This window comes from Bacteroidota bacterium, from assembly GCA_016213405.1.
GTDB lineage: Bacteria > Bacteroidota > Bacteroidia > Palsa-948 > Palsa-948 > Palsa-948.
In genome coordinates, this window is record JACRAM010000116.1 from 86492 (window position 1) to 112559 (window position 26068).

Below are 26068 nucleotides of genomic sequence, written 5' to 3' on the forward strand. Positions count from 1 at the left end.
TGAACCTCTGCAGATTACTCCATCCCGCAATTCTGCGGGATGCGCCATTTGTGCCCGGGAGAGGACTTGAACCTCCATGCCTTACGGCATACGCTTCTGAGACGTACGTGTCTGCCAATTCCACCACCCGGGCAAGGAACTGCAAATGTCGGAGTTTTTTGAAAACAGAGATGAGCAATTAGGCATTCACCGTAACCTTCGGAGCCGCAGAAAGAATCTCATCATTTGCCGCACTTGCATACTGCTGAAAGTTTTTCACAAACGATTTTGCAAGTTCATTTGCTTTTGCATCGTATGCATCTTTATCCTTCCAAGTATTTCTTGGGTTAAGCATTTCGGTAGGAATGTTCGGACAAACTGTTGGCATGCTGAGATTGAAAACAGGAAGGGTTTCAAACTTCACCTTTTCAAGTTCTCCGTTTAGGGCTGCAGTAATGAGTGCCCTTGTGTAGGAAAGTTTGATTCTGTTTCCTATTCCATAAGAACCGCCAGTCCATCCGGTATTTACCAGCCAAACATTTATGTTTTTATTTTCTTTCAGTTTTTTTCCGAGAAGCTCTGCATATTTTGTAGGGTGAAGCGGAAGAAATGCCTTTCCGAAACAGGCAGAAAAAGTCAGAGTAGGTTCTGTGATTCCCATTTCTGTTCCGGCCACTTTTGCCGTATAGCCTGAAATGAAATGATACATTGCCTGTCCTGTTGTGAGTTTTGAAATAGGAGGAATCACTCCAAACGCATCGCAGGTGAGGAAGAAAATATTTTTCGGGATTCCGCCAACAGAAGGTTCCAGCGCGTTGTCAATGAAATGTATGGGGTAAGCAACACGGGTATTTTCAGTTACGGAAATATCTTCGTAGTTCACTTTTTTTGTTCCGGGAAAGAAACGTGTGTTTTCTAAAAGCGCTCCTTCGTGTATTGCCCTGAAGATCTGTGGCTCTTTTTCTTCGGTGAGGTTCACGCATTTGGCATAACATCCTCCTTCGAAATTGAAAATTGTTTTCTCTGCCCATCCGTGCTCATCGTCTCCGATTAGTCCACGGTTCGGATCAGCAGATAAAGTTGTTTTTCCTGTTCCACTCAGTCCAAAGAAAATAGCGGTATCGCCTTTCTCCCCCACATTTGCGGAACAATGCATGGAGAGTACTCCTTTTTCATGCGGAAGAATATAATTGAGCAGGGTGAAAATGCCTTTTTTTATTTCGCCTGTGTAAGCGCTTCCACCTATGAGAATAATTTTTTTTGTGAGATTTAGAATAGTAAAATTGTGCTGGCGTGTTCCGTCAGCAGAAGCATCGGCACGGAAGTTTGGCGCGTTAAGAATGGTCCATTCTGGATTAAAAGAAGTTAATTCATCTTTTGCCGGTCGCAAGAAAAGGTTATTTGCAAATAAATTTGACCAGGGAAGTTCAGTTACCACGCGCACAGCTAAGCGATAATTCTTATCTGCGCAGGCGTAGGAATCGCGCACGTAAATTTCTTTTCCTGAAAGATAACCGACTACTTTATTATAAAGCGCATCGAACTTCTGCGAATCAAATTTAAAATTCACATCGCCCCACCAGATGGTATCTTTCGAAATGCTGTCCAGCACAGTGAATTTATCTTTAGGAGAACGTCCTGTGAATTCTCCGGTATCAACCGCGAGGGCTTTGGTATCGGTGAGTACGCCTTGTTTGAGGCGCAGTGTTTCTTCGGTGAGTTGTGCGGGGGTTAAGTTCCAGTGAGCATTTGCTTTGTTAATGCCGATTGACTGGAGCCATTGCTGTCCGTTATTTGTTGCGTTCATGGTAATTTTTTTTTAGAAGGCGAATCTAAAAAAATCACTTAATGAAGAATATGATATGGCTCAATGTTTATGAACACAGGCAGTATTTTCATTGATATGAACAAGAGCAGATTTGCTGAGCACTTCTTTTGCTTTTTTTACGAAATCTGTCTGTTCAGCTGTGGATAACTCTGAGAGTTTTAAACAATAATCCACTTCTCCTTCGCGCCCCCAATGGGTGGGTTCATAAACTATTTTTTTAGAATAAGAAGTCAGGAATTTTTCAAACTCACCGTTCACTTTGCTGTCAATTCCTCCGCCTTTGCTGTAAAAAGAAATAACGAGTGGATACGTTTCTTCTTGTGCAGTATTGGGAAGAGGAGGCCAGTTGCTGTGATCACATTTTGCGTTTTCTTTTGTGTGAACTAATTTTGACTTTGCAAGAAGCTCAGTTGCTTTTTTTACAAATTCAGTTTGCTCAGCAGGCGTTAGCTCTTTCAGCGTGAGGCAATAATCTACTTCTCCTTCGCGTCCCCAGTGAGAAGGGGAATAGTTTATTTTTTTAGGATTAGGATAAGTATCAAGAAACTTTACAAACTCCTCATTTACTTTACTGTCAATTCCTTGTCCGATACTGTAAAAAGAAACTACGAAACGCTCGTTCTCCTCTTTAGGATTTGCAGGTCCGTTTATGGGTTGAGGAATTATAGTTTGTGTTGGAGCAGAAGTGGTAGTTGTCTGCTGCTGCGGAGTTGTATATGCAGAAGAATCGGTTGGTGCGCTCTTTTTATTCTGGCATGAATCGACAGAAAGAAGAACTGAACTGATGATAATTAAGTGAGTGTGGAGAATTGTTTTCATATTTTTATTTTTAATTATTGTTCGGTTTCAACGCAGCAAAAGTAAGCATTAACCATGCCATGATAAAACTCAGTCCTCCAAAGGGAGTAATGGCTCCAATCCATTTCATTTCTTCATTGCCGATTCCTATCAGCGGGCGAAGCGCTAGAAAATAAAGCGAAAAAGAAAAAAGAATTATTCCAGCAATAAACAGAGTGGAGGTGTGGCTGAGAAATTTAGATTGAAATTTTTCTGAAAGAATTGCAACAAGTATCAAAGCAAGCGTATGATAGAACTGATATCTTACCGCTGTTTCAAATGTCTGAAGGTTTTCTGCCGGAATTTTATCTTTCAATGCATGAGCACCCATCGCCCCAAGCGCCACACACAGCGCACCTGAAATTCCTGAGATGATGAGGAGATTTTTTTGATTTATCATTTAGGAGCAAATGTAAAAAAATCCTGTTTCCTAACTAACCATTACATTTGCATCCGATGTTAAAGAATCTTTTCATATCATTTCTGCGTCAATATCTTTTCTGGCTGGCTTTCTTTTTCATTTGCCGGACCATCTTCCTGCTCTATAATGCTGGCGAACTGAAAGGAATCGGTTTTGGAGAAATTATTTCTACTTACTGGAACGCGCTGTATCTTGACACTTCCATGGCTTCCTACCTGCTTGCGTTTTCTGTTTTGATAATACCCGTGTACAGTTTCTTTCCTAAAAAAATAATTTTCAATATCCATAAAGGGTATGTCATTATTATTCTTGCCATCTTTTCTCTCATCACGATTGCTGAACTTGAAACATATGACGAATGGGGAACAAAACTTAATATTAAAGGGCTTCGGTTTCTGGAGCATCCGTCAGAAGTGGTTAATTCAACTTCTACAACGTTTCTGATTATTGGATTTTTATCTGTGGGAATTCTGACCTGGCTTGGAATGTTTCTCTGCAAAAAGATTGCTCCGCTTCGCGATTTTAGTTCTAAAAGAGATTTCACTATGCTTCAGAACATTTTTAGTGCTTCTGTTTTCATTCTTATAACTCCCGTTCTCATTACTCTCGGCATCCGTGGTGGCTGGCAGCAGATTCCCATTCAGCAAAGCGATGCGTATTTTTCCAAGCATAACATTCTGAATCTTGCATCAGTGAATTCTGGGTGGAATCTCGGACAGAGCATTTGGGAGAATAAAAAAAACATGAAAGGCAATCCGTACGTTTATTTTTCTGCCGATGAAGCAAAAAAAAATGTAGTGGAGCTTTTTAAAACAGAAAAAGACACCACGATTAGTTTTCTCAAAACAAATCGCCCGAATGTTGTTCTCGTAATTCTTGAAAGCTGGTCTGCCGACATGCTCAAATCTTTGGGCGGATTCGACAGTGCTGCCACTCATTTTGATGAACTCGCCACCACAGGAATTATGTTTGACAGCATTTACTCCAGTGGAGATCTATCCGATCAGGGAATGACCGCCATCTTCAGTGGCTTTCCCGCGTTGCCTGCAGCCACTTCCATAATCGGTCAGCCGGGCAAATACAATCATCTTCCCTGCCTGAACAATGAATTTCATCAGATGGGCTACAGCACTTCCTATTTATTTGGAGGGCAGTTGAGTTATGGAAATATAAAAGCATACATGTATTACAATAACTTCGACAGAATACTTGAAGGAAAAGATTTTGTCAGCGATATTCCGCGCGGAAAACTTGGAGTGCATGATGAATTTTTATATGCGCGCCAGTTGCAGGAACTTAAAAATGAAAAAGAACCTTTTTTTGCCGGCATGTTTACCTCAAGCAGCCATTCTCCTTATGATATGCCGATGGACGAAAAAGATAAAGTGAAATGGGGGGATGATGAAAATGAGTATGTGAATTCCATACGCTATGCGGATGAAAAACTTTTTGAATTCATTCAGAGCGCCCAAAAAGAAAAATGGTTTGATAACACGCTTTTTATTTTTGTTTCTGACCACAGCCACCGCTCGCCAAAGCATTGGGCGCAGCAGCAGCCTGAGTACAGAAAAATTGCCATGATGTTCTGGGGAAATGTCATCAAAGACGAATTCAAAGGCTACCGCTATAAAAAAATCTGCTCTCAGTTAGATATGGCATCCACGCTTTTGAATCAGCTCGGAGTTTCTTCTGAAAAATATCAATGGAGTAAAAATCTTTTCAATCCGCAAGCTCCTGAGTTTGCTTTTTATGAAACATATGATGGCTTTGGCTTTGTCCGCCCCAATCAATACATTGTTTATTCTCATCTGCTGAATCAGTATTATTATGAGAAAACAATTTCTCCTGAAGAAAAATCCCGCCTCACGAAAGAAGGAAAAAGTTTTCTGCAGGTGATGTTTCAGGAGTACACTGATTACTAGAGCATGCCCCCTGCCCTAAAGGGAGCCAAACAGCTATGAAAAAACAAACCAACTTTACTAACACTTCTTCCTTGGCTTCCCCCTTTAGGGAAGGGGCATGGCGTTCTCATTTTCGCAAAACCATTCTTCTTGCCTGGCCGGTGTGTCTGAGCAATGTAGGTCATGTAATGGTGGGTGTGGTGGATATTGCCATGGTAGGCGGAATAAAGGAAGATGTTTTCGGATATAGCGGAACCACTGCGCAGGCAGCCGTATCGCTCGCCAATGGATTTTATTTTCTTGTCCTTGTTTTCGGGTTTGGTGTTTCGTACGGAGTAACGCCTCTGGCGGCTGAGGCAGACAGTTCCGGAAATATTAATGAGAACAAGCATCTGCTCAGTCATGCGCTTATTGTAAATGTGGTCACTAATGGAATATTGTTTCTCTTTCTTCTTGCCATGTCTCCAGTGCTTCGCGTTCTTCACCAGCCGCAGGATGTGGTGGCTCTTGCCATTCCGTTTCTGAATGTGATGATGCTTGGAATGATTCCGCTGGCAGTGTTCACAGCGTTCAAGCAATTTGCAGAAGGACTTTCCTTCACGCGCTTTGCCATGTTCATCACCATCGGCACCAATCTTCTGAATGTTCTGTTCAACTGGATTCTCATCTACGGAAAATTTGGTTTCACGGCAATGGGTGTTCAAGGTTCGTGCTGGGCGAGTTTTTTTGCACGGATGCTCATGGCGCTTGCCATGTTTTTGTATTTGTATTACAGCAAGCATTTCAGAAAATACCGCGAAGCATTTGCCTTCAAAGACCTTTCTCTTCAGCGCATGAAAAAGATTTTCAGCATTGGCGCCACCTCCGGTTTACAATGGGTTTTTGAAGTGAGCGCCTTTGCCATTGCACTGGTGATGATCGGGTGGATTGGAAAAAAAGAACAGGCAGCGCATCAGATTGCTTTGCAGCTGGCTGCCATGACCTATCTGATTGCAAGCGGCATCAGTTCAGCAGCAAGCGTGCGCGTGGGCAATCAGCTCGGCATGAAAAACATTTCCACGCTGCGCGAAGTGGCATTCAGCGCGTTTGCCATGGTGATTATCTCTCAGGCATTTTTTGCAATACTGTTTATTGCATTTCGCTTTCTCCTTCCTTCAATTTTCAACCATGAACCCGATGTGCAGGCAATTGTTTCTTCCTTATTATTAATAGCCGCCCTCTTTCAGGTTTCTGACGGCATTCAGATTGTCGGGCTGGGTGTTCTCCGCGTAGTAAAAGACATAACGCTTCCTACCTGGATCACGTTTATCTGCTACTGGCTCATCGGGCTGCCCTGTTGTTACTTGCTTGCTTTCACTTTTGGTTTTGGAGTGCAGGGAATCTGGTACGGGCTCACCATTGCTCTCACGCTGGCAGCAATTTTTCTTTTCCTGAGATTTAATTATGTGACGAGGAGGCTGCAGTTCTGAAATAACATTTTATCTTTGGCGAGTAAAGTCGTATATAATTTTGTATATTTGGATGGGAAAATTATTAATACTTGCACGATATGTCTTTCTGATTTATGGAGTTGATATTAACGAAACACGAAAGCATGTTCATGTTACATTTTCTCATAGAGGGTTTAAGCGTGCCTGCAAATTCTGGCTTGAACCAAAAGTTGAGCTTGATGAAAATAAAAAGGGAAATTTTTCGGAAGTGGAATTAAATGAGATTAAAAAATTAGTTACAGAGCATAAAACTATTTTGTTGGAACAGTTGGAACTTTTTTATAATCAAAAACCTGTAAAAGCAATAAGAAAATGATGACAACTACCACGCATATGCCCGCTATCCGAAATATAGAGTTTATTAACAGCAGCATTATGTTTATCTATTTAGATAATGACAGAACATTCATTGTCCCGCTCGATAAATTTCCTGCCATTCAAAACCTGACTGCCGAGCAAAAAAAGGATTACGAAATAATTGATGAACATAATTTATCTTTCATTGCCATTGATGATGTGTACAGCATTAATGATTTAATTGGAATTAATCACAATACCTCCATTGCTGCCGAACCACAAGCACCCTACGGCAAAAAGAAATAACCATCGCTGCAATTCTTCTTTTCCTGAGATTTAATTATGTAACGAGGAGGATGAATGTTGCCGGTTGGATTTTAAATCCATTCTATCAATCCGTAATTACCAATTTCTCTGTTGCAATTACCTCAACCCTCTCTCCCTTCTCCCTAAGGAGAAGGGACGGGGATGTTAGATTACCTCCCCAGCAAAAAAACAGTCGGCTGTTTGTCAAGGTGTGGCAGTTCACTTTTTTTCCAATCAGCAATTGATCTGGTAATTATTTTCTCTGAACTGCCTGTTATATTTACGGCAATGCAAAGCAATGTTTCAGGAGAACAAGTAGAAAGAATATCTTCAAGAAGGTGGTTGTTTCTATAGGGAGTTTCAATGAAGATGTGGGTGCACGATGCTCCAACCCTAATGGGAGAAGAACACAACTCTTTTAATTTTTTCTTCCTTTCATTCTGAGATTTCGGAAGATAGCCATAAAAGCAAAAGTTTTGCCCGTTCAATCCAGATGCGGCAAGAGCTAGAAAAATGGAGGATTGTCCGTAAAGAGGAATAACTTTTATGTTTTTTTGGTGAGCCAATCTTACAATATCACTTCCAGGGTCAGCAATGCAAGGCATCCCTGCTTCGCTCATCAGTCCGATTGATTTTCCTTTTTCAGCAGATGAAAGAAATTTTTCAATTCCTTTTAAATCGGTATGCTCATTCAAAATATGAAAAATACATTTATCAAACTCGCCTTTGAATCCAATCTTTCTCAGTGCGCGCCTTGCGGTTTTTAAATCTTCAACAATAAATTCCTCGAGAGAGTCGATGGTTTTTTTAAGTAAAGGATAAACTAAATCCGGATTATCATCCTCGGCAATTGGAACTGGAATTAAGTATAAAATTCCTTTCACTTTGTTTTGATTTTTGAAATAATCGCATCGCATGCTTTATCCAGCATGTTAAACACATTTTCAAATCCTTCCGCTCCGCCAAAATACGGATCAGGCACTGGCTGGTTCAAATCAGGATGAACGAGGTTCATGATATAATCCACTTTCAGTTTATGTTCGCGATTCAGGGCAATGTTCACTACGCCATCATACACTTCAGTATCGGCAACATAAATCATGTCAAACTTTTCAAAATCATCTTCGGTCATTTGTCGCGCTACCAAACTGGAAATATCTAAGCCATGGTCTTTTGCAGCTTTGGTTGCTCTTTTGTCAGGATGTTCTCCCACATGCCAGTTGCCTGTTCCGGCTGAATCAATATTGAGTTTGATTCCTTGATGCTCTGCCTTGTGGCGAAGAATTCCTTCCGCCATGGGAGAACGACAAATGTTGCCAAGACAAACAAATAAGATTCGGTTCATCGGTTATCGGTAATAGGTCTAAAACAAAAATAGGAATTAGTTTTTCAACTAATTCCTATTATACTTTCCCCGCTACCTTTGTTTATGACAGATTTATCTTTTTATCCAGTTCCTGAATATAATGTCTGAATTTTTTGTCGGTATCCATCAGGTTATTCACCGTGCGGCAGGCGTGAAGAACCGTTGCGTGATCTTTTCCTCCGCAATGCATTCCGATAGTTGCGAGTGATGATTTTGTAAGTTGCTTGGCAAAATACATCGCAATCTGTCTTGCCTGAACCACTTCGCGCTTGCGTGTTTTTGATTTCAACAAATCAATTCCCATGTTAAAATAATCGCAAACAACTTTTTGTATGTAGTCAATAGAAACTTCTTTAGCGGTGTTGCGCACAAACTTGTCAATCATTTGGCGCGCAAGGTCAATGTTGAGTGTTTTTTTGTTAAGCGATGCCTGAGCGAGAAGAGAAATCAATGCTCCTTCAAGTTCGCGAATATTTGATGTAATGCTGTATCCGATATATTCCATCACATCTCTTGGCAAATCAATTCCGTCAGCGTATGCTTTCTTTTCAAGTATGGCGATTCTTGTTTCCAAATCGGGCGGCTGAAGGTCAGCGGCTAATCCCCACTTGAAGCGGGAAAGCAACCGCTGTTCTATTCCCTGTAAATCAACTGGAGCACGGTCTGATGTCATCACAATCTGCTTTTTATTCTGCTGAAGGTGATTGAATACATGGAAAAACACATCCTGAGTTTTTTCTTTTCCGGAAAAGAAATGTACATCATCAATAAGAAGCACATCTATCATCTGGTAAAAATTCACAAAGTCATTTGTGTTATTATTCTGAATCGCGTCAATAAACTGGTTGGTGAATCTTTCAGAAGGAACATAAAGAACCGTTTTGGCAGGATTCTTTTTCTTGATTTCAATTCCGATGGCGTGAGCGAGATGGGTTTTCCCCAGACCAACACCACCATATACAAGGAGTGGATTGAAAGATGTTTCACCCGGCTTGTTCGATACCGCGTAAGCGGCAGAGCGGGCAAGGCGATTGCAATCTCCTTCAATAAAATTCTCAAATGAATAATCGGGATTAAGATTGGATTCAACAGTAACTCTTTTTAAACCGGGAATGATAAAGGGATTTCTGATTCCACCCTCTTTCATGTCGAGAGGCATGTTCATAGAAGGATTTCTTACTTCCTTCTTGTTGGTTGCAGGGATACGAACCGTATAGGGCTTCACGCCATATATGTTCTCCATTACAATGCTGTATTCCAAACGACCATCAGTTCCTAATTCCTTTCTGATTACTTTTTTGAGCAATGCCACATAATGTTCTTCAAGCCATTCATAAAAGAACTGGCTCGGAACCTGAATAGTGAGAGCGTTTGCATGTAACCGGATTGGCTTTATCGGCTCAAACCACGTTTTGAAACTTTGCGCATTAACGTTGTCTTTTATTATTTCAAGACACTTTTCCCAAACTTTGTCATACTCTTTTTTCATTTACCCGTTAAATATTTTTGGAGATTATATTTTATTTTTCTCTAGTAAAATTAATGTATCAACGAACACGCTTCAAAAGTAGAAAAGTATTTCAATTGACAGCACCACATAAAAAAAATATTTCTGAAAATAATTTTCATTTAATGTATTGTCAGTTCGGAGAAATTATTAACGTAGAGCCGGAAGTTGATTTTTTCTGTTTTCCCCTATGAAAATAGTAATCCACCTTACCGAGTTTGATTCCTCCGAAACCTGCTTGCACAAGTAAAACTTCATTTCCATCGCTGTTTCTGAGAGCAAGGGGTTTATCAAAAAACCGATGTGTGTGTCCGCCAATAAAAATATCAATGTTCTTTGACTGCTTCGCGATGACGGAATCGCTCACCTTGTTATCCTTGTAGCCGTCTCCGAGATGCGAAAGGCAAATTACTAAATCGCACTTCAATTCTTTCTTCAGCAGGTGCGCGTGTTCTGCCGCTTTCTGAATCGGGTCAAGATAAATTGTTTTGCCGAAGTTTTTTTTGTCTACCAAACCTTTGAGTTCAATCCCAAGTCCAAACACACCAATCTTTAAAGCTTCCTTCTCAAATATTTTATACGGAATAGTTTTTCCGTTCATTTCCGTATCCGAAAAATCATAATTGCAGTTGATGAAAGGAAACTTTGCATGAGGTAATTGCTTCACCAGTCCTTCTATGCCATTATCCAAATCATGGTTGCCGATTGTTGCACCATCGTAATTCATTTCGCTCATCAGTTTGAATTCAAGTTCTCCGCCATACATATTAAAGTAAGGAGTGCCCTGCCAGATGTCGCCTGCGTCAAAGAGGAGAACATTTTTTTCCTCGTTCCTGATTTTTTTGAGGAGTGAAGCTCTGCGCGCAAAACCTCCGAGGTTAGGATATTTCGGATCATTGGCAGGAAAAGGGTCTATGTGGCTGTGCTGGTCATTGGTGTGAAGAATCGTAAGTTTGATTAAATCATCTTTGAAAGCGGCAAAAAGATTTTCAGGAAGAGAGCTGAAAGCAACTAAGGCTCCTCCTCCGAGAATTGTTCTTCTGAGAAACTCTCTTCTATTGAACAAATTGAATTCTTCCATCCTTTTTTACTTTAATTGTATTTCTTTTTTTGTTTTCATCCTGAAGGTATTCAATGATGGCATCACGAAGTTTTTTTCCAAGTATAATTTTTCTGCTTGCTTTTTCAAAGAAAGTCATGTTATCGCCTCCGCCAGCCAGATAATCTGACGTAACAACTGTATAGGATTTTGTTATATCAAATGGCTTTCCTCCAATCATTACTTCATCTGCCATATTATTTTTTATTTTCATTGTCATTCCTGCAACCGGCATTCCGCCTTTGTTCGCAATGAAGTCGAACAGATCTTTCACATCTCCACCGTTCATCGTGAGAAAAATCATTTCATTCTCAAAAGGCATGAGTTGAAAAACATTTCCGCGCGTAATATTTCCTTTCGGAAGAGGATTGCGTAAACCGCCATTATTCAGCACGCATAAATCTACAGAACAAGAATCGTTGCAATACTCTTTTGCTTTACTCAGAACAACATCTGCCGTAAAGTTTCCAAGCAAACCTTCCGGCTGATCTTTCAATAAAACTTGTTCAGAAATTGCAAGCATTTCATTCATGGTTGCGTCAAGCTTTATTTTGTATGGTGCAATTTCGGTAAGCATCAAACTGTCATCCTTATACGTGCTGTCAATTGAAATGAACCGGTCTTCGCATTTTGCAACAGAATGCGTAGTTGTGCAGGAAGCAAGCAATAAATAACAGGAAGCAAGAAACGAAATAAACAACGGGTGTAATCTATTCTTCATCGGTGTAATCTGAAAACAATAACTTTGGAAAATAAATATACAATAAAAGCATGTTCACTTCGGAAGTAAAATTACGAGTCCGCTATGGAGAAACCGACCGGATGGGTTATGCTTACTATGGAAATTACGCTGAATACTTTGAAGTTGCCCGTGTGGAAACCCTGCGCGAACTCGGAATGAATTACAAAGACATGGAGGATAACGGCATTATGCTTCCTGTATATACTTTCTCGGTGAAATATTTCAAGCCTGCTTTTTATGATGACCTGCTGACCATCAAATGCTCCATCAAAGAAATGCCGAAAGCAAGAATCACTTTTTTTTACGAAACATTTAATGAAAAGAATGAACTCCTGAACACAGGAGAAGTCACACTTGTTTTTATTGACAGAGAAAAAAACAAGCCGATGGGAGCACCTGCAGAATTTATTGAGAAGATTAAGAAATATTTCTGAATACTTTTATCGAATCGTTTTCAATTTCTTTGCTTCCTGTTATTCCTGAAATCTTTGGCGCTTCTATTCCGTTCTTCTTTTTTGTCAATTCATTTAGTTTCCTTTTGCTGGTTATTACTCTTGCCTCATCCCAAAGATTTTGTTCAATGAATGAATTCAGAAGCTTTGCTCCTCCTTCTACGATTAGAGATTGGATATTCCTTTTGTATAATTCATTCATAACTTGCTTCAGAACAGATTGCTTGTCCGAAGGGTTCCTTTCGGAAAAATCAATTGAAATGAACTCAAGGTTTTTTTTTGAAGATTTTTTCTTTTCTGTAAAAACAATTGTAGGCACAGAACCATCGAGCAAATGAAAGGAAGGAGGAATTGTTAAATCTCTATCTATTACAAGCCGAAGAGGATTTTTACCTTTTGTTTTTCGTACAGTAAGTTTAGGATTATCAGTCAGTGTAGTATTTGTTCCCACCATAATCGCCTGCTCCTCGCTTCTCCACTTGTGAACTAATGTATTTGCTTTTGAATCTGTAATCTGTAGTCTGTAACCCACAACCCCTACGTATTTATCTGAAGTTTCTGCCCATTTCAAGATTGTATAAGGATGCTTCTTTGCATAGAAAGTAAAAAACCTTTTGTTCAGTTCTTTACATTCTTCTTCCATCACTCCCAATTTCACATCGCAGCCAGATGAAGCGAGTTTGTGGATTCCTTTTCCGCTTACCAAAGGATTAGGATCCATACTTCCAATAACGACATACTTTATCTTATACCTTATTATAAGGTCAGCGCAGGGTGGCGTTTTACCGTAGTGAGAACAGGGTTCAAGGTTTACATATAATATAGAATCCTTCAGCAAACTTTTATTCTTAACAGAATTTATCGCGTTCACTTCAGCGTGTGCACTTCCAAAGCCTTGATGGTATCCTTCACCGATTACCTTATAATCATGTACAACCACACAGCCCACCATTGGATTGGGCGCTACTTTTCCAAAACCATTCTCTGCCATTAAAAGGCATCGCTTCATATATTTTGTATGGACAGACATAATAAACAAATATACACAATGTCATTTCGACCGATGGGAGAAAACTCATGAAGGAGATTCCTCAGACCTATGGTCGCAAGCAATGCTTGTGTTCGGAATGACAATTTAGTTTCTATTTTCGTACTGTGAAAATCAAAGATACCATACAACTCTTCCGAGATGAACTGAAGAATCTTTATTCAGAAGAAGAAATAGAGAATTTTATTTTCTTTTCAATGAATGAATATCTTGGATTCACCAGAAGGCATCTTCAGCTAAAGGCAAATCAATCTCTCGGAGCAAAAGAAACCGAAAGATTTAAAACCATTCTTTCTCAATTAAAGAATCACAAACCTATTCAATATATTCTCGGACACACAGAGTTTTATGGATTGAAAATAAGAGTCAACAAGCATGTTTTAATTCCAAGACCTGAGACAGAAGAACTAGTTGAAGAGATTATTGAGAATACAGATGATAAGAAGCTGGAATTAAATATACTGGATATAGGAACTGGAAGTGGATGTATTGCCATCGCTTTGAAAAAAAATCTTCCTGAATCCACTGTTTCCGCGATTGATATTTCTGACGAAGCTTTGTTGGTTGCAAAAGAAAATTCAATTCTGAATCATACGCTGATAAATTTTCTGCAGGCAGACATTCTTGGAGTCAATAACACATCAACTCATCAGCTCAACAACTTTGATATTATCGTTTCCAATCCTCCTTACATCCGGATTTCAGAAAAAGAAAAGATGAGCAATAATGTTCTGGGCTACGAGCCGCACCTCGCTTTGTTTGTGAATGATAATGACCCTTTGATCTTTTATACAGCGATTGTTGATTTCGCTTTGCAGAATCTTTCACCTGATGGAAAACTTTATTTTGAAATTAACGAAGCACTTGGTGGTGAAGTGAAAAAACTTCTGGAAGGAAAGGGTTTTAAGAATGTTAAAGTAAAAAAAGATATGAGTGGAAAGGATAGGCTTGCGATCGGCAGTAAATAAAAATTACAATTTGTATATTCGTAACGGATGATAAAAGACCAGGCAAAGAAAAAAATAGAACAACTCTCCAAAGAACTGGAAGAGCACAACTATAAATATTATGTGCTTGCCAAGCCAAGCATCAGCGATTATGATTTCGATATGAAACTGGAGGAGCTTGTGAAACTTGAGAAAGAGTTCCCCGAGTTGCTGCTGTCTGACTCTCCTTCACAAAGAGTTGGCGGAATGATTACCAAAGAATTCAAAGCGATAAAACATGAGTATGCTTTTCTCTCACTAAGCAACTCTTATTCAAAAGATGATCTGAAAGATTTTGATGAACGAGTTCGCAAAGGAGTGGCAGGACAAATTGAATACGTGTGCGAATTGAAATACGATGGAGTTGCTATCGGCTTGAAATATGAGAATGGAAAATTAGTTCAGGCAGTTACGCGAGGTGACGGTGAACAGGGCGATGAAATCACTACGAATGCAAAAACAATTCGTGCAGTTCCGCTGCGGCTTTCTCCCCCTTCGAAAGGGGGGCAGGGGGGATTTTCTTTTCCTGACAAATTTGAAATTCGCGGAGAAGTTTTCATGACACGAAAAACATTTGACGCTATTAATAAAGAAAAAGCAGAAGCCGGTGATGCGCTGCTTGCCAATCCGCGCAACTCAACAGCCGGCACTCTTAAAATGCAGGACTCTGCCGAAGTAGCGCGCAGAAAACTGGATTGCTTCATGTATATGCTTTATGGAAAAGAACTGCCGTTTAAAAATCATTATGAGAGTTTGAAAGAAGCGAAGAAGTGGGGATTCAAGGTGCCGGATTATATTTCCAAATGCAAAACGCTGGATGATGTTTTTGAGTTCATTGATATCTGGGATAAAGACCGACACAAACTTCCGTTTGACATTGACGGAGTCGTCATCAAAGTTAATTCTTACGAACAACAAAAAGTGCTGGGCTTCACGGCAAAATCTCCGCGATGGGCGATTGCATACAAGTTCAAGACAGAAACAGCATCCACTATTCTGGAAGAAATCACTTATCAGGTGGGAAGAACAGGAGCCATCACGCCTGTTGCAAATCTGAAACCTGTTAAGTTGGGTGGAACAACCGTGAAGCGCGCTTCCTTGCACAATGCGGATATCATAGAGAAACTAGATGTGCGCGTGGGCGATACAGTGTATGTGGAAAAAGGCGGAGAAATAATTCCGAAAATAGTTGGAGTTGATTTGAAGAAGCGCCCATCGAATGCACATAAGACAAAATATATTTCTGAATGCCCCGAATGCGGAACTGAATTAGTAAGAGGAGAAGATGAAGCAAATCATTACTGCCCGAATGAATGGGGATGTCCGCCACAGATAAAAGGAAAGATGAGTCACTTTACTTCGCGCAAGGCGATGAACATTGATTCGCTTGGAGAAGAGACGATTGAAATGCTCTATGAGAAAGGGTTTGTGAAGAACATTGCCGATATCTACGAACTGAAGAAGTATAAAGAAGAACTGATGAACATAGAGCGCATGGGAGAAAAATCTGTGAGCAATCTGCTGGCAGGAATAGAGGAATCAAAACAGGTTCCGTTTGAGAGAGTGTTGTATGCGCTGGGAATACGACATGTGGGGGAAACGCTTGCGAAGAAACTAGCGCGACAGTTAAGAGATATTGATTCTATCATGGACGCAACCGAAGAACAACTCACCGCGACAAATGATGTGGGAGGACAAGTGGCAAAGAGCTTAATAGATTTTTTTAGCGAAAAGAAAAATATTGAACTTGTACAGAGATTAAAAAAATACGGACTCCAATTTGAATCTCAGACAACCCAATTAACTCAATCAACCAAATTAACCGGTCTTACTTTTGTGGTTTCAGGCGTGTTCACCAAATTCTCGCGCGATGATCTGAAAGCCGCGATTGAACAGAACGGAGGAAAAGTGGCTGGTTCTGTATCGGGAAAGACAAGCTACCTTCTAGCAGGAGAAAACATGGGACCGGAAAAACTCAAGAAAGCGGAGAAACTCGGAGTGAAGATTATTGATGAGAATGAGTTTGGAGAAATGATAAAGTAAAAATGTTGCCCCGGCCCTAAAGGGAGAGATATCACAAAGAGATAATGTGATATCTTTTTGCATCAATTTAATCTCACAAAGAGACAATGTGATGTCTTTTTGCAACAATGTTGTCTCACAAAGAGACAATGTGATGTCTTTTTGCAACAATGTGATCTCACAAAGAGACAATATGATGTCTTTTTGCAACAATGTGATCTCACAAAGAGACAATGTGATGTCTTTTTGCAACAATGTTGTCTCACAAAGAGACAATATGATGTCTTCTTGCAACAATGTGATGTCACAAAGAGACAATGTGATGTCTTTTTGCAACAATGTTGTCTCACAAAGAGACAATATGATCTCTTCTTGCAACAATGTGATGTCACATTGTGGCGGTATAATGTAAAAAAATGGAGAAATTGCCGGACAAAGAGAAAATTTCTTTGAATTTCATAGCTGAGTGAAGAGCCAGCTTTGTCCCAATAGCTATCGGAATGGGTTGTAAGCATAACTTACAAATTACTCACCCACGAAGTGCAACTTCGCGGGTACAGTAAGCTTAGCGCGTACTGGGGAATAATTTCACCTAATTAAGGTCGAGAAACAAAAAAATTTAATATCATACCAACAGAAAGCCCATGTTTTTTCAATTCCGGATTCTCAGATAATAAATCATCTACAGAAACTCCTAACTTATTAGCAATAGAATCAATAGTATCTCCTTCTTCCGCTTTATACTGCGCCCAACCACTTTCTGACCCGACAACTATTGGTATCCCATCATCTGTGGTAAGAATATTACCGTCCTCATTTAATAAAAAATGACCTGTGCGCTTTAGAATATTTTTCCGTGATAAAGATTTCATCGCAACATCAAGTTGTTTTTTATAAAACAATAATAGTCCATCTTTTGTTTTTATTGTATCCACAGCTATTTTGATTCGCTTTTGATAATCTTCCATATTTCTGTTACTAATTTCGAATGCTGTTTGCATTTTTTTTAAAGTATCAAGAGTACAACGTAAGACTCGACCTGTGCTATCTAAATCCTTGGACAATTTCTGTTCTTTTATTTCAAAAGATTTTATTTTCAAAAACGCACTAATATTTGTATTAAAAGCGGTTATTAGGATAATTAAAAGTCCTACTATGGATAAAAATGGCTGTACCCACCATCTTTTTAGATTTTTAATTTCACCTTGTAGTTTTTCCTTTTCAAGGTCTTCTTTAGTTCTTTCCATTGTATATTCTACTTTTTTTACACTAAGTTGGAGTTTAGCGTCTACTGTGTGTATGTGCGGAATTAAAAAAATTTATTTAAATTAATGAATCGAACTTTATTTTTTCGCAATACAAATCGAATAGATTTAATTGATAATGATAATAAATCTTTTTCCATCTTATCCTCTAGTTTATTAGGAAGTACAATATATATAGCGGGATTGCTTTTAATAGAGGAGGAATGAAGCATTAGCTGACCAATTGCTGTATAAATCGATTGGGTATTAATGGATGGTTTAATTTCAAAAATTGCAACAGCTTTATTATTCTTTGTTATACCCAAATCGATGTATTTATTTTTTACAAGTTGATTCTTGTTGACTCCATATTCTTTATGCATTATTTTCTCTAAACCATCTACAATAAACCCATGCTTACTATTTGATGAAATTTTCTTTTTTATAAAATAAGATTTTCTTTTACCCCAAAACTCAGGGCTATAAATCTTAAATGCTTTATTAATTTTTCTTTTTCCTAAAGATGAAACCGCAGTGTTAGACTTTAGAATACATTTTATTCTGTCAACCTCGTTGACAAAATCAACTACTTGTTGATAAGCTTGCTTTGAATGCAATTCGCAGACTGTGAAATAATCATAAGAAACATCATTATATAATAGTGTGCTTCGTGCGCCTGAATATAAATCATCAATGTTTTCAAAATTAATTCCCTTTACTCCACCTCCCATTCTACCACTATGTAATAAATATACTTTGCCTTTTGAATCATTAGCCCAAAAACAGGCTTCTTTGAAATTTTCAAATCCAATTTGATAATTGCATTGCACGACAATACCATTGATTGCTTTTGGGTCTGGATCAACGCCAAGTAAAATATAAAAATTATCTTTTTTATTCTCATGTGGCTCAACAACCGACCAGATATTATTTGATGGATTATACTGTGCAGTCGTATGCCATGTTCCCGTCCCTGGTGTTGTCAATCTAAAATTGTTTATTTTTTTTCGTGAATTTTTATTTAACAGCCTAACAAAATCGTTATGTAATTTTAGAATTTCTTGTTTATCTTTAATTAATGTTAGAAGCATGTAATAAATTGTTTAATTAAAAAAAATAATTCAAGAGTTTCATTAAAAAAATTGCTCTATGAAAAGCACAGCCTTGCAGGTACTCAACTTCTAAATACAGTTTAGCGTGTACTGGAGTATTACTTAGACATCTCCCTGTTTCGCAAAGCCGAAACTTTCCCCCTTCATGAAGGGGGAATCCGAGGGAAGCGCCTCCCAAGAAATAGTTATTGATGTTATTACAACCCACTTTTCTGAATAAAAGCATTCAACTTGTTCATTTTATCTGCGTTGTTCAATACCTGTTCCTGCGCGGCTTTAATAAGATACTGTGTGGTTTCTTTGCTTGAGTTGCTCATATCGGCATGCTCTTCGTTATCAATATTAATGGAGAGCCGGAGGTAATTGCCGTCTTCCATTATTTCGTTCATTTCATAATCGGTGGTTTTGTTCACACCGCGCATCATTACATCGCTTATCGTTTTTGCCCAGTAGAGTTCGCCTTTGGTGGCGCTTGCATTATCTTTTATTGGCGCGGCATAGGTGCCGGTGCCAACGGAGAGCACAAAAATATTTTTGAAGTCTACATCTTCTTTTCTGGCAATGCTTTTATCATAAAAGGCATAGTTTTTTACAAACTCTGCGAGTGCCGCCATGGAGGGGTTGTTTACATACACGCCACCGTCAATGCAATTGCGGTGGGGTTTTTCTGTATCTGGGTTCTTGGGATAGTTAAATATGTAGGTAGGCAGGTAGGTGGGTCCCGCAGAGGTGGCGCGGCAGATATCATAAAGCAGTGCATCGAGGTTTTTGTTCACCGCGTTATCGAGCGACTTGAAGAACAACGGCACATTGTTGTTGAGGTCATACGTGCTTACCATAATATTGGTGAGGCAATCTGAAATGCGGTGTTCGCCCAGCACATCCTTAAATACTTTTGCAATGCCTTCTTCCCCAAAGGTGGGACGGAAGATATCTTTGAGCGCATGCCATTTATTGCCGAGCCAGCCGCGCTGCGGAAAAATATCTTTTCCGTGATCGATGTACACATTTAAAATATCATTAATGGTGTATTTGGCTTTCTTCTCCGCTGCATTTTTATCGCGCAGTGTAATGGCTGAGGTGATGAGTCCGCCTGTGGAGGTTCCTGCAATGAGGTCAAAGCATTCCCAGATTTCTTTTCCTGCATAGAGTTTCAGCCGGGTTTTGAATTCATTCAGTATGGTAAGGGGCACCACGCCTCGTAGTCCGCCTCCGTCAATGCTGAGTATGCGTATGGTTTTCATTCAGCTAATTTATTTATTTCCTCTTTGCATTCAGTATGGGATGCATTTCAATAAAGTTGCGTGTGCGCAGGGGACTGGACTTGCCGTGTTTTTGGTCTTGAAATAACACACCTGTAAAGGTAACTTTATCTCCCACTTTTAAAGTTTTAACCACCTTGCGCGCTTTTATAAAATTATTCTTGTATAGAGATTTTTTTGCTTTGGTATCTTTTGGATTCACGCATTCGCATACAAAGGTGCTGTCCATGCTTGCATCGGTAACTTCTATGTGGTAATCGCCATCGCCTTTTTTCCCTTTTTCTTCCTTTATCACTTTTATAGTGCCTGTGATTTGCACCACTTGCTTTTCGGTTTCCATGCGTGCGTCCTGGTCGCCCACAGGTATTAGTTTTTTCTTTTGTATGTCTTTTACGGTAACGGTTGTTACCGTATTGGTGTCGGGCTTAAAGCCATCGGTAAGTGTTTTTACGGACCAACGCTCGCGCTGGGCGAATCCTTCGACTGAGCTCAGGACAAGTGCGGCTGTGCTGAAAAAGAGGAGGAGGAGGAAAAGTTTTTTCATTTTTATTTTCTAATTAATATTTACAAATAAAAAAGGCAGAATCTATAGTTAACTACAATTGCATTTACCCCTTTCGGAGAGAATGCAATCAACTATAAATAATGCCCGCTTGAAAGCGAAAGTATTATAATAATTTGAATTGGGAAAATATTTTTTTAAAACATCATGCCTTCTCTCTGTCTTCTGCCAGCAGAGAGACACCCAAATAAAAATTCTAACTTTGCTTTACATTTCTTATGACTTGTCCGATGGACTCCTTCGGAGTGAATTAATGATTTTTGACTTAGAACTATGTTTGAGAATTTATCCGATAAAATAGACCGCGCCTTTAAAATCCTCAAAGGGCAGGGCAAGATCACGGAAGTGAACGTGAGCGAAACGCTCAAGGAAATCCGCAAAGCGTTGCTGGATGCGGATGTGAATTTCAAAGTTGCAAAAACTTTTACGGATAATGTAAAACAGAAAGCGCTGGGACAGAATGTGCTCACAAGTATTTCGCCTGGGCAATTGATGACTAAGATCACCCGCGATGAACTGGCGGAACTCATGGGTGGGAAGAACGAGGAGATCAGACTTTCCGGAAATCCAACTGTAATTCTGATGAGCGGATTGCAGGGTTCAGGTAAAACAACTTTCTCAGGCAAGCTTGCCAACTATTTAAAAACAAAACGCGGAAAAAATCCTTTGCTCGTTGCCTGCGATATTTATCGCCCTGCCGCCATTGACCAGCTGAAAGTTTTGGGAGAACAGATCGGTGTTGCTGTTTTTGCAGAGCCGGAAAATAATAATGCGGTTGACATCGCCAAGAAAGGAGTTCAGTTCGCAAAAGATAACGGACACACGATTGTGATTATTGATACTGCCGGTCGTCTGGCAATTGACGAGCAGATGATGAATGAAATTGCTGCTGTGAAAAAAGCGGCTGATCCGCAGGAGATTTTATTTGTAGTGGATGCGATGACCGGGCAAGATGCTGTGAATACCGCTAAAGCATTTAACGAGCGTTTGGATTTTAGCGGAGTTGTTCTTACAAAATTAGATGGCGATACACGTGGCGGTGCTGCGCTTTCCATCAAAAGCGTGGTGAACAAGCCCATTAAGTTTGTCGGAACAGGCGAGAAGATGGATGCGATAGATGTCTTTCATCCCGATAGAATGGCGGATAGGATTTTGGGAATGGGTGATATTGTTACGCTGGTAGAAAAAGCACAAGAAAATTTTGATGTGGAGGAAGGAAAAAAACTTCAGAAGAAACTTTCGCAGAATAAATTTGACTTTAATGATTTTATCGGGCAGCTTCAGCAGATAAAAAAAATGGGCAATATGAAAGACCTCATGGGAATGATTCCCGGAGTTGGCAAAGCAATAAAAGATGTGGATATAAATGATGATGCATTCAAAGGAATTGAAGCCATTATTCAATCGATGACTCCGAAAGAAAGAAGCAACCCCGATTTGATTAACGGAAGCCGAAGGCAAAGGATTTCAAAAGGTAGCGGACGGGAAATCCAGGAAGTGAATCGTTTGATGAAACAGTTTGAAGATATGCGCAAGATGATGCGTATGGTTGGGAATAAAGATCAGATGAAAAAGATGATGCAGAATATGCCGCGACCAAGATGATGTATTGACGACTTTTATCCCCCCTTAGCAAAGGGGGATAAAGGGGGTTGTTGAAAATGTTTTTTGAAAATGAAAATATATTACAATCAAAAATTAAAACAATATTCAAGAGATTTAAGAAACAATAGTACTCTTTCAGAAGTTTTATTATGGAAGCAATTGAAAGGAAGAAAAATGAAAGGCTATCAGTTCATGCGACAAAAGCCTATTGAGAAATATATTGTTGATTTCTATTGCAGTAAATTAAAACTTGCAATTGAAGTGGATGGAAGCAGTCATAATGAAAAAGCAGAGAAGGATTTGAAAAGACAGACTGAACTGGAAAAATTGGGAATAATTTTTTTGAGACTGGATGATAATTTAATTAAAACTCAAATCCATCATATCATAAGAGTTATTGAGGATTTTATTGAAGAGTTAGAAAAACAAAACCAACTACAGACAACCCCCTGACCCCCTTTACTAAGGGGGAAACGTATGACAATAATAGACGGAAAAAAAATAAGCGAAGAAATCCAAAGCGAAATTGCTGAGGAAGTAAAGAAGATAAAATCTTCAGGAGGAAAAACTCCGCATCTGGCTGCAATACTTGTAGGCAATGATGGCGCGAGCGAAACGTATGTTGGCGGGAAAGTAAAAGCGTGTGAGAGAGTCGGGTTCAAATCAACGCTGGTCAGATTGCCTGATACAATTTCCGAAACTGATTTGGTGAAAAAGATTTCAGAACTGAATAATGACAAGGATATTGACGGATTCATTGTTCAACTTCCGCTTCCTAAACATATTTCAGAAAGAAAAGTTATTGAAGCCATTGCTCCTGAAAAAGATGTGGACGGTTTTCATCCTGCCAATGTGGGGAGGATGGCATTGAGCTTACCCACTTATCTTCCTGCAACTCCATATGGAATTCTTCAACTGATAGAGCGCTACAAAATAGAAACCGTGGGAAAAAATTGTGTTGTGATCGGAAGAAGCCATATCGTAGGTTCACCGATGAGCATTCTGATGGCGCGGAATACTTATCCCGGAAATTGTACCGTTACCATCACCCACAGCAAAACAAAAAACTTAAAAGAAATTTGTTTGAGTGCGGATATTTTAATTGCCGCGCTCGGCAAAGCAGAATTTCTTACCGCTGATCATGTAAAACAAGGAGCAGTAGTAATTGATGTTGGCATAACAAGAGTGAAATCGGATAAAACAAAATCCGGCTGGAAACTTTTAGGCGATGTGAAATTTGATGAAGTAGCCCCGAAATGTTCTTTCATCACTCCTGTTCCGGGCGGAGTGGGACCGATGACGATAACTTCTCTGATGATGAATACGCTGAAAGCGAACAAAAAAGAAATTTACAAGTGATAACAACAGAGAAAAGAAACCCAGAATCCAGAATCCAGAATCCAGAATCATGTACATCCTTTCCTGTTATGGAAATGTTTTATTCCATTCAGGGCGAGGGATTCAATACCGGAAAGCCCGCCTGGTTCATCCGCATTGGCGGGTGTGATGTGGGCTGTCACTGGTGCGATGTGAAAGAAAGCTGGGATGCAAGCATTCATCCGCTGACAGAAACAGATATAATTATTAAAAATGCGTCCATGCATTCTGCAAAAGCAGTAGTTGTAACCGGTGGTGAGCCCTGCATGTATGATTTGAATTATCTCACAGAACAATTGAAGCAAAAAGGAATACAGACATTTCTTGAAACTTCCGGAGCTTATGAAATAACGGGTACATGGAACTGGGTTTGCCTGTCTCCAAAAAAGACAATGCCTGTGCTGGAAGAAAATTTTACAAAAGCCCATGAGCTGAAGATCATCATTCATAATAAAAATGATTTCAGATTTGCTGAAATAAATTCAGAAAAGATGGATAATGAAAATCTGTTTCTCCAGCCAGAATGGAGTAAACGCAGTGAAATGCTGCCGCTCATCGTTGAATATGTTCAGCAAAACCCCAAGTGGAGAATCTCGTTGCAAACACATAAATACATTGGAATTCCTTAGGAATGATAATTGCTAATCAACCAGTATGAAATTGTTTCTCAGAATATTTTTTATCATCGGCATCTTCCCTCTGTCATCCGTTATCTGCCAAGCCCAGCAGAATTATTCCACTAAAAGTAAAAAAGCAATTAAATATTATGAAGAAGCGACTAAGTTTTATGATGGAAAAAATTTTGAAGCAGCAACTGAAGATTTGAAGAAAGCAATTAAAGAAGATGATTCATTTATTGAAGCTCACATGCTGCTGGGATATATTTACAGCGATTTGAATCAAAACCAGAAAGCAATCGTGGAAATAAAAAAAGCTCTTGGGATTAATCCCGATTTTTATCCGGGAAATTATTTTTCCCTTGCCCGCCTGCAGTTCTGCACAGGTCAATATAAGGATGCGAAAGAAAATTATGTAAAGTTTTTAGATAAACCTTCTGCCAATGCTGAAATGAATAAGATGGCAGAGCGGGATATAAAAAGCTGCGACTTTGCTGTTACCGCAATTGACAATCCGGTTCCGTTCAAGCCAATCAATGCGGGCGATGGATTGAATTCGCAGCACGATGAATATTACCCTTCCATCACGGCAGATGAGCAAACGTTTTTGTTTACACGAAAACTTCCTACAACTAAAAGTCAATACGGCTTTCAGGAAGATTTTTATGTGAGCGATAAAACAGTTGATGGTAAGTGGGGAAAGGCATACGGCATTGGTCCGAAAATTAATTCTGAGAGCAATGAGGGAGCTCCTTGCCTTTCTGCTGACGGGCAGATGTTATTTTTTGTAGCCTGCGAAACTGATTTTGGATACGGAGTTGACAGAACAGGTTTCGGAAGTTGTGATATTTTTTATTCTTATAAAAACGGAAATGACTGGTCGAAGCCAAAAAATGTTGGTCCGCCAGTCTGCACCAAGTGGTGGGAAACTCAGCCAAGTTTCTCTTCCGATGGAAAAACATTGTATTTCATTCGCGGCACTATTGATGCGAGCGGAAAAAGAAGCCAGGATATTTATACTGCTGTTTTGAAAGATGACGGTAAGTGGAGCGGTGCCACAAAGCTGAGCAACAAGATAAATACTCCCTACAACGAAGAATCTGTTTTCATTCACCCTGATAATCAAACATTGTATTTTTCATCTGACGGACATCCCGGAATGGGTGGGCTGGATATTTTCATGTCGCGCAGACAGGCGAACGGTGAATGGGGAGAACCGGTGAATTTAGGTTGCCCGATAAATACGTTTAATGATGAAAACAGTTTGCTTGTTTCCCGCGATGGAAAAACTGCATGGTTTGCTTCTGACAGAGTGGGTGGTTACGGTGGATTGGATATTTATTCCTTTGATTTGTATGAGCAGGCACGTCCCGGAAAAACTATTTATGTGAAAGGAAAAGTTTTTGACGCGGTAACAAAAGCTCCTCTTGAAGCAGATATTGATGTGGTGGATTTGCAAACGGGAATTTCTTTGGTGAAGTGGGTTTCAAAAAAATCGAACGGAGAATTTTTGATTTGTCTCCCCGTGAATAAGAATTACGCATTCAATACTTCCAGGACTGGTTATCTTTTTCATTCAGAAAATTTTTCTCTTCTTGAAAATAAAGATTACCAGCCGATTGCCATAAACATTCCTCTTTCTCCCATTACAAAAGATTCAACAGTGATTTTGAGAAATGTTTTTTTTGATACCGATAAGTTTGATTTGAAGGACGAATCGAAAGTCGAGTTAAATAAACTGGTGGATTTTCTGAATAAGAACCCAACACTGAAAATTGAACTGAGCGGGCACACAGATAATGTTGGCGATAAAAAACACAATCAGATTCTTTCAGAAAACAGGGCAAAGTCAGTGCTTGAATATCTATCAGCTAATGGAATTGCAAAAGACAGACTAACTTCAAAGGGATATGGCGATACAAAACCCGTTATTGCAAATGATACGGATGAGCATCGGCAAATGAATCGAAGAACTGAATTTAAAGTTGTTTCCAAGTAATTTCCATCT

General features: G+C 39.5%; 25 protein-coding genes and 1 tRNA gene. 12 read left to right on the top strand and 14 right to left on the bottom strand.

Annotated elements, in window-relative coordinates; all coding sequences use genetic code 11:
• Positions 1–51 precede the first annotated feature (51 nt).
• The 4 genes from HY841_14070 to HY841_14085 all read right to left on the bottom strand — a co-directional run bounded on the left by HY841_14070 (position 52) and on the right by HY841_14085 (position 3044).
• Positions 52–133: transfer RNA gene (locus HY841_14070), tRNA-Leu, on the bottom strand.
• A 45-nt stretch (positions 134–178) separates the two neighbouring features.
• Positions 179–1786 carry a phosphoenolpyruvate carboxykinase (ATP) gene (gene pckA, locus HY841_14075; protein MBI4931885.1) on the bottom strand — a complete coding sequence of 536 codons (1608 nt, stop codon included), beginning with the start codon at positions 1784–1786 and terminating at the stop codon, positions 179–181.
• Positions 1787–1846: 60 nt separating this feature from the next.
• On the bottom strand, positions 1847–2626 hold the full coding sequence (locus HY841_14080; protein ID MBI4931886.1) for a hypothetical protein: 780 nt from the start codon (positions 2624–2626) through the stop codon (positions 1847–1849).
• Between the two features lie 10 nt (positions 2627–2636).
• Entirely contained in the window at positions 2637–3044 is a 408-nt protein-coding gene (locus HY841_14085) for a DUF423 domain-containing protein (protein ID MBI4931887.1), read from the bottom strand.
• A 56-nt stretch (positions 3045–3100) separates the two neighbouring features.
• On the opposite strand from HY841_14085, the gene HY841_14090 reads away from it, so the two are divergent.
• The 4 genes from HY841_14090 to HY841_14105 are packed head-to-tail and all read left to right on the top strand — an operon-like array spanning position 3101 to position 7059.
• Complete coding sequence (locus HY841_14090; GenBank protein ID MBI4931888.1) at positions 3101–4987, top strand: sulfatase-like hydrolase/transferase; 1887 nt, start codon at positions 3101–3103, stop codon at positions 4985–4987.
• 35 nt (positions 4988–5022) lie between these two features.
• Complete coding sequence (locus tag HY841_14095; GenBank protein ID MBI4931889.1) at positions 5023–6435, top strand: MATE family efflux transporter; 1413 nt, start codon at positions 5023–5025, stop codon at positions 6433–6435.
• A gap of 52 nt (positions 6436–6487) precedes the next feature.
• Positions 6488–6772, top strand: coding sequence for a DUF4160 domain-containing protein (locus tag HY841_14100; GenBank protein MBI4931890.1), 285 nt, complete (start codon positions 6488–6490; stop codon positions 6770–6772).
• On the top strand, positions 6769–7059 hold the full coding sequence (locus HY841_14105) for a hypothetical protein (GenBank protein MBI4931891.1): 291 nt from the start codon (positions 6769–6771) through the stop codon (positions 7057–7059). The genes HY841_14100 and HY841_14105 overlap by 4 nt, the downstream gene beginning before the upstream one ends.
• Positions 7060–7229: 170 nt before the next feature.
• On the opposite strand, the gene HY841_14110 is transcribed toward HY841_14105, so the two are convergent.
• The 5 genes from HY841_14110 to HY841_14130 all read right to left on the bottom strand — a co-directional run bounded on the left by HY841_14110 (position 7230) and on the right by HY841_14130 (position 11752).
• Positions 7230–7976, bottom strand: coding sequence for an SAM-dependent methyltransferase (locus HY841_14110; GenBank protein ID MBI4931892.1), 747 nt, complete (start codon positions 7974–7976; stop codon positions 7230–7232).
• Positions 7940–8404 carry a low molecular weight phosphotyrosine protein phosphatase gene (locus HY841_14115; protein MBI4931893.1) on the bottom strand — a complete coding sequence of 155 codons (465 nt, stop codon included), beginning with the start codon at positions 8402–8404 and terminating at the stop codon, positions 7940–7942. The genes HY841_14110 and HY841_14115 overlap by 37 nt, the downstream gene beginning before the upstream one ends.
• 82 nt (positions 8405–8486) lie before the next feature.
• Positions 8487–9914, bottom strand: a complete 1428-nt coding sequence (gene dnaA, locus HY841_14120; GenBank protein MBI4931894.1) for a chromosomal replication initiator protein DnaA — start codon at positions 9912–9914, stop codon at positions 8487–8489.
• A 151-nt stretch (positions 9915–10065) separates the two neighbouring features.
• Positions 10066–11013, bottom strand: a complete 948-nt coding sequence (locus HY841_14125; protein ID MBI4931895.1) for a metallophosphatase — start codon at positions 11011–11013, stop codon at positions 10066–10068.
• Complete coding sequence (locus tag HY841_14130) at positions 10988–11752, bottom strand: 5'-nucleotidase C-terminal domain-containing protein (protein ID MBI4931896.1); 765 nt, start codon at positions 11750–11752, stop codon at positions 10988–10990. Before HY841_14130 ends, HY841_14125 begins: the two co-directional genes overlap by 26 nt.
• A 50-nt stretch (positions 11753–11802) precedes the next feature.
• Between HY841_14130 and HY841_14135 the strand changes: the two genes are divergently transcribed.
• Positions 11803–12207, top strand: coding sequence for an acyl-CoA thioesterase (locus HY841_14135; GenBank protein MBI4931897.1), 405 nt, complete (start codon positions 11803–11805; stop codon positions 12205–12207).
• Here HY841_14135 and ribD read toward each other — a convergent pair.
• Entirely contained in the window at positions 12191–13255 is a 1065-nt protein-coding gene (gene ribD / locus HY841_14140) for a bifunctional diaminohydroxyphosphoribosylaminopyrimidine deaminase/5-amino-6-(5-phosphoribosylamino)uracil reductase RibD (GenBank protein MBI4931898.1), read from the bottom strand. The two genes, HY841_14135 and ribD, sit on opposite strands and share 17 nt — an antisense overlap.
• A 215-nt stretch (positions 13256–13470) precedes the next feature.
• Here ribD and prmC point away from each other — a divergent pair, with 215 nt between their 5' ends.
• Together prmC and ligA are read left to right on the top strand one after the other, a co-directional pair.
• The gene (gene prmC, locus HY841_14145) at positions 13471–14241 is read left to right on the top strand and encodes a peptide chain release factor N(5)-glutamine methyltransferase (protein MBI4931899.1); all 771 of its coding nucleotides are present in this window, start codon (positions 13471–13473) and stop codon (positions 14239–14241) included.
• 27 nt (positions 14242–14268) lie between these two features.
• Positions 14269–16302, top strand: a complete 2034-nt coding sequence (gene ligA, locus HY841_14150) for an NAD-dependent DNA ligase LigA (protein ID MBI4931900.1) — start codon at positions 14269–14271, stop codon at positions 16300–16302.
• A 575-nt stretch (positions 16303–16877) separates the two neighbouring features.
• Here the strand turns inward: ligA and HY841_14155 are convergent.
• The 4 genes from HY841_14155 to HY841_14170 form a co-directional block, all read right to left on the bottom strand.
• Positions 16878–17528 (bottom strand): LysM peptidoglycan-binding domain-containing protein, encoded by a 651-nt coding sequence (locus HY841_14155; GenBank protein ID MBI4931901.1) that lies wholly within the window; start codon positions 17526–17528, stop codon positions 16878–16880.
• Positions 17529–17590: 62 nt separating this feature from the next.
• Complete coding sequence (locus HY841_14160) at positions 17591–18616, bottom strand: hypothetical protein (protein ID MBI4931902.1); 1026 nt, start codon at positions 18614–18616, stop codon at positions 17591–17593.
• Between the two features lie 218 nt (positions 18617–18834).
• A complete protein-coding gene (locus tag HY841_14165; protein ID MBI4931903.1) occupies positions 18835–19881 on the bottom strand; it encodes a patatin-like phospholipase family protein in 1047 nt (348 codons plus the stop codon).
• A gap of 13 nt (positions 19882–19894) precedes the next feature.
• Positions 19895–20443, bottom strand: coding sequence for a hypothetical protein (locus HY841_14170; protein MBI4931904.1), 549 nt, complete (start codon positions 20441–20443; stop codon positions 19895–19897).
• Positions 20444–20734: 291 nt separating this feature from the next.
• Between HY841_14170 and ffh the strand changes: the two genes are divergently transcribed.
• From ffh to HY841_14195, 5 genes are all read left to right on the top strand, one after another.
• Positions 20735–22066, top strand: a complete 1332-nt coding sequence (ffh, locus tag HY841_14175; GenBank protein ID MBI4931905.1) for a signal recognition particle protein — start codon at positions 20735–20737, stop codon at positions 22064–22066.
• Positions 22067–22135: 69 nt separating this feature from the next.
• Positions 22136–22519 (top strand): endonuclease domain-containing protein, encoded by a 384-nt coding sequence (locus HY841_14180; GenBank protein MBI4931906.1) that lies wholly within the window; start codon positions 22136–22138, stop codon positions 22517–22519.
• A 24-nt stretch (positions 22520–22543) separates the two neighbouring features.
• Positions 22544–23425: a bifunctional 5,10-methylene-tetrahydrofolate dehydrogenase/5,10-methylene-tetrahydrofolate cyclohydrolase gene (locus HY841_14185; GenBank protein MBI4931907.1), complete on the top strand. Its 882-nt coding sequence runs from the start codon at positions 22544–22546 to the stop codon at positions 23423–23425.
• Between the two features lie 68 nt (positions 23426–23493).
• Positions 23494–24072 carry a radical SAM protein gene (locus HY841_14190; protein ID MBI4931908.1) on the top strand — a complete coding sequence of 193 codons (579 nt, stop codon included), beginning with the start codon at positions 23494–23496 and terminating at the stop codon, positions 24070–24072.
• Between the two features lie 25 nt (positions 24073–24097).
• A complete protein-coding gene (locus HY841_14195; GenBank protein MBI4931909.1) occupies positions 24098–26059 on the top strand; it encodes a PD40 domain-containing protein in 1962 nt (653 codons plus the stop codon).
• The last annotated feature ends 9 nt before the right edge of the window (positions 26060–26068 follow it).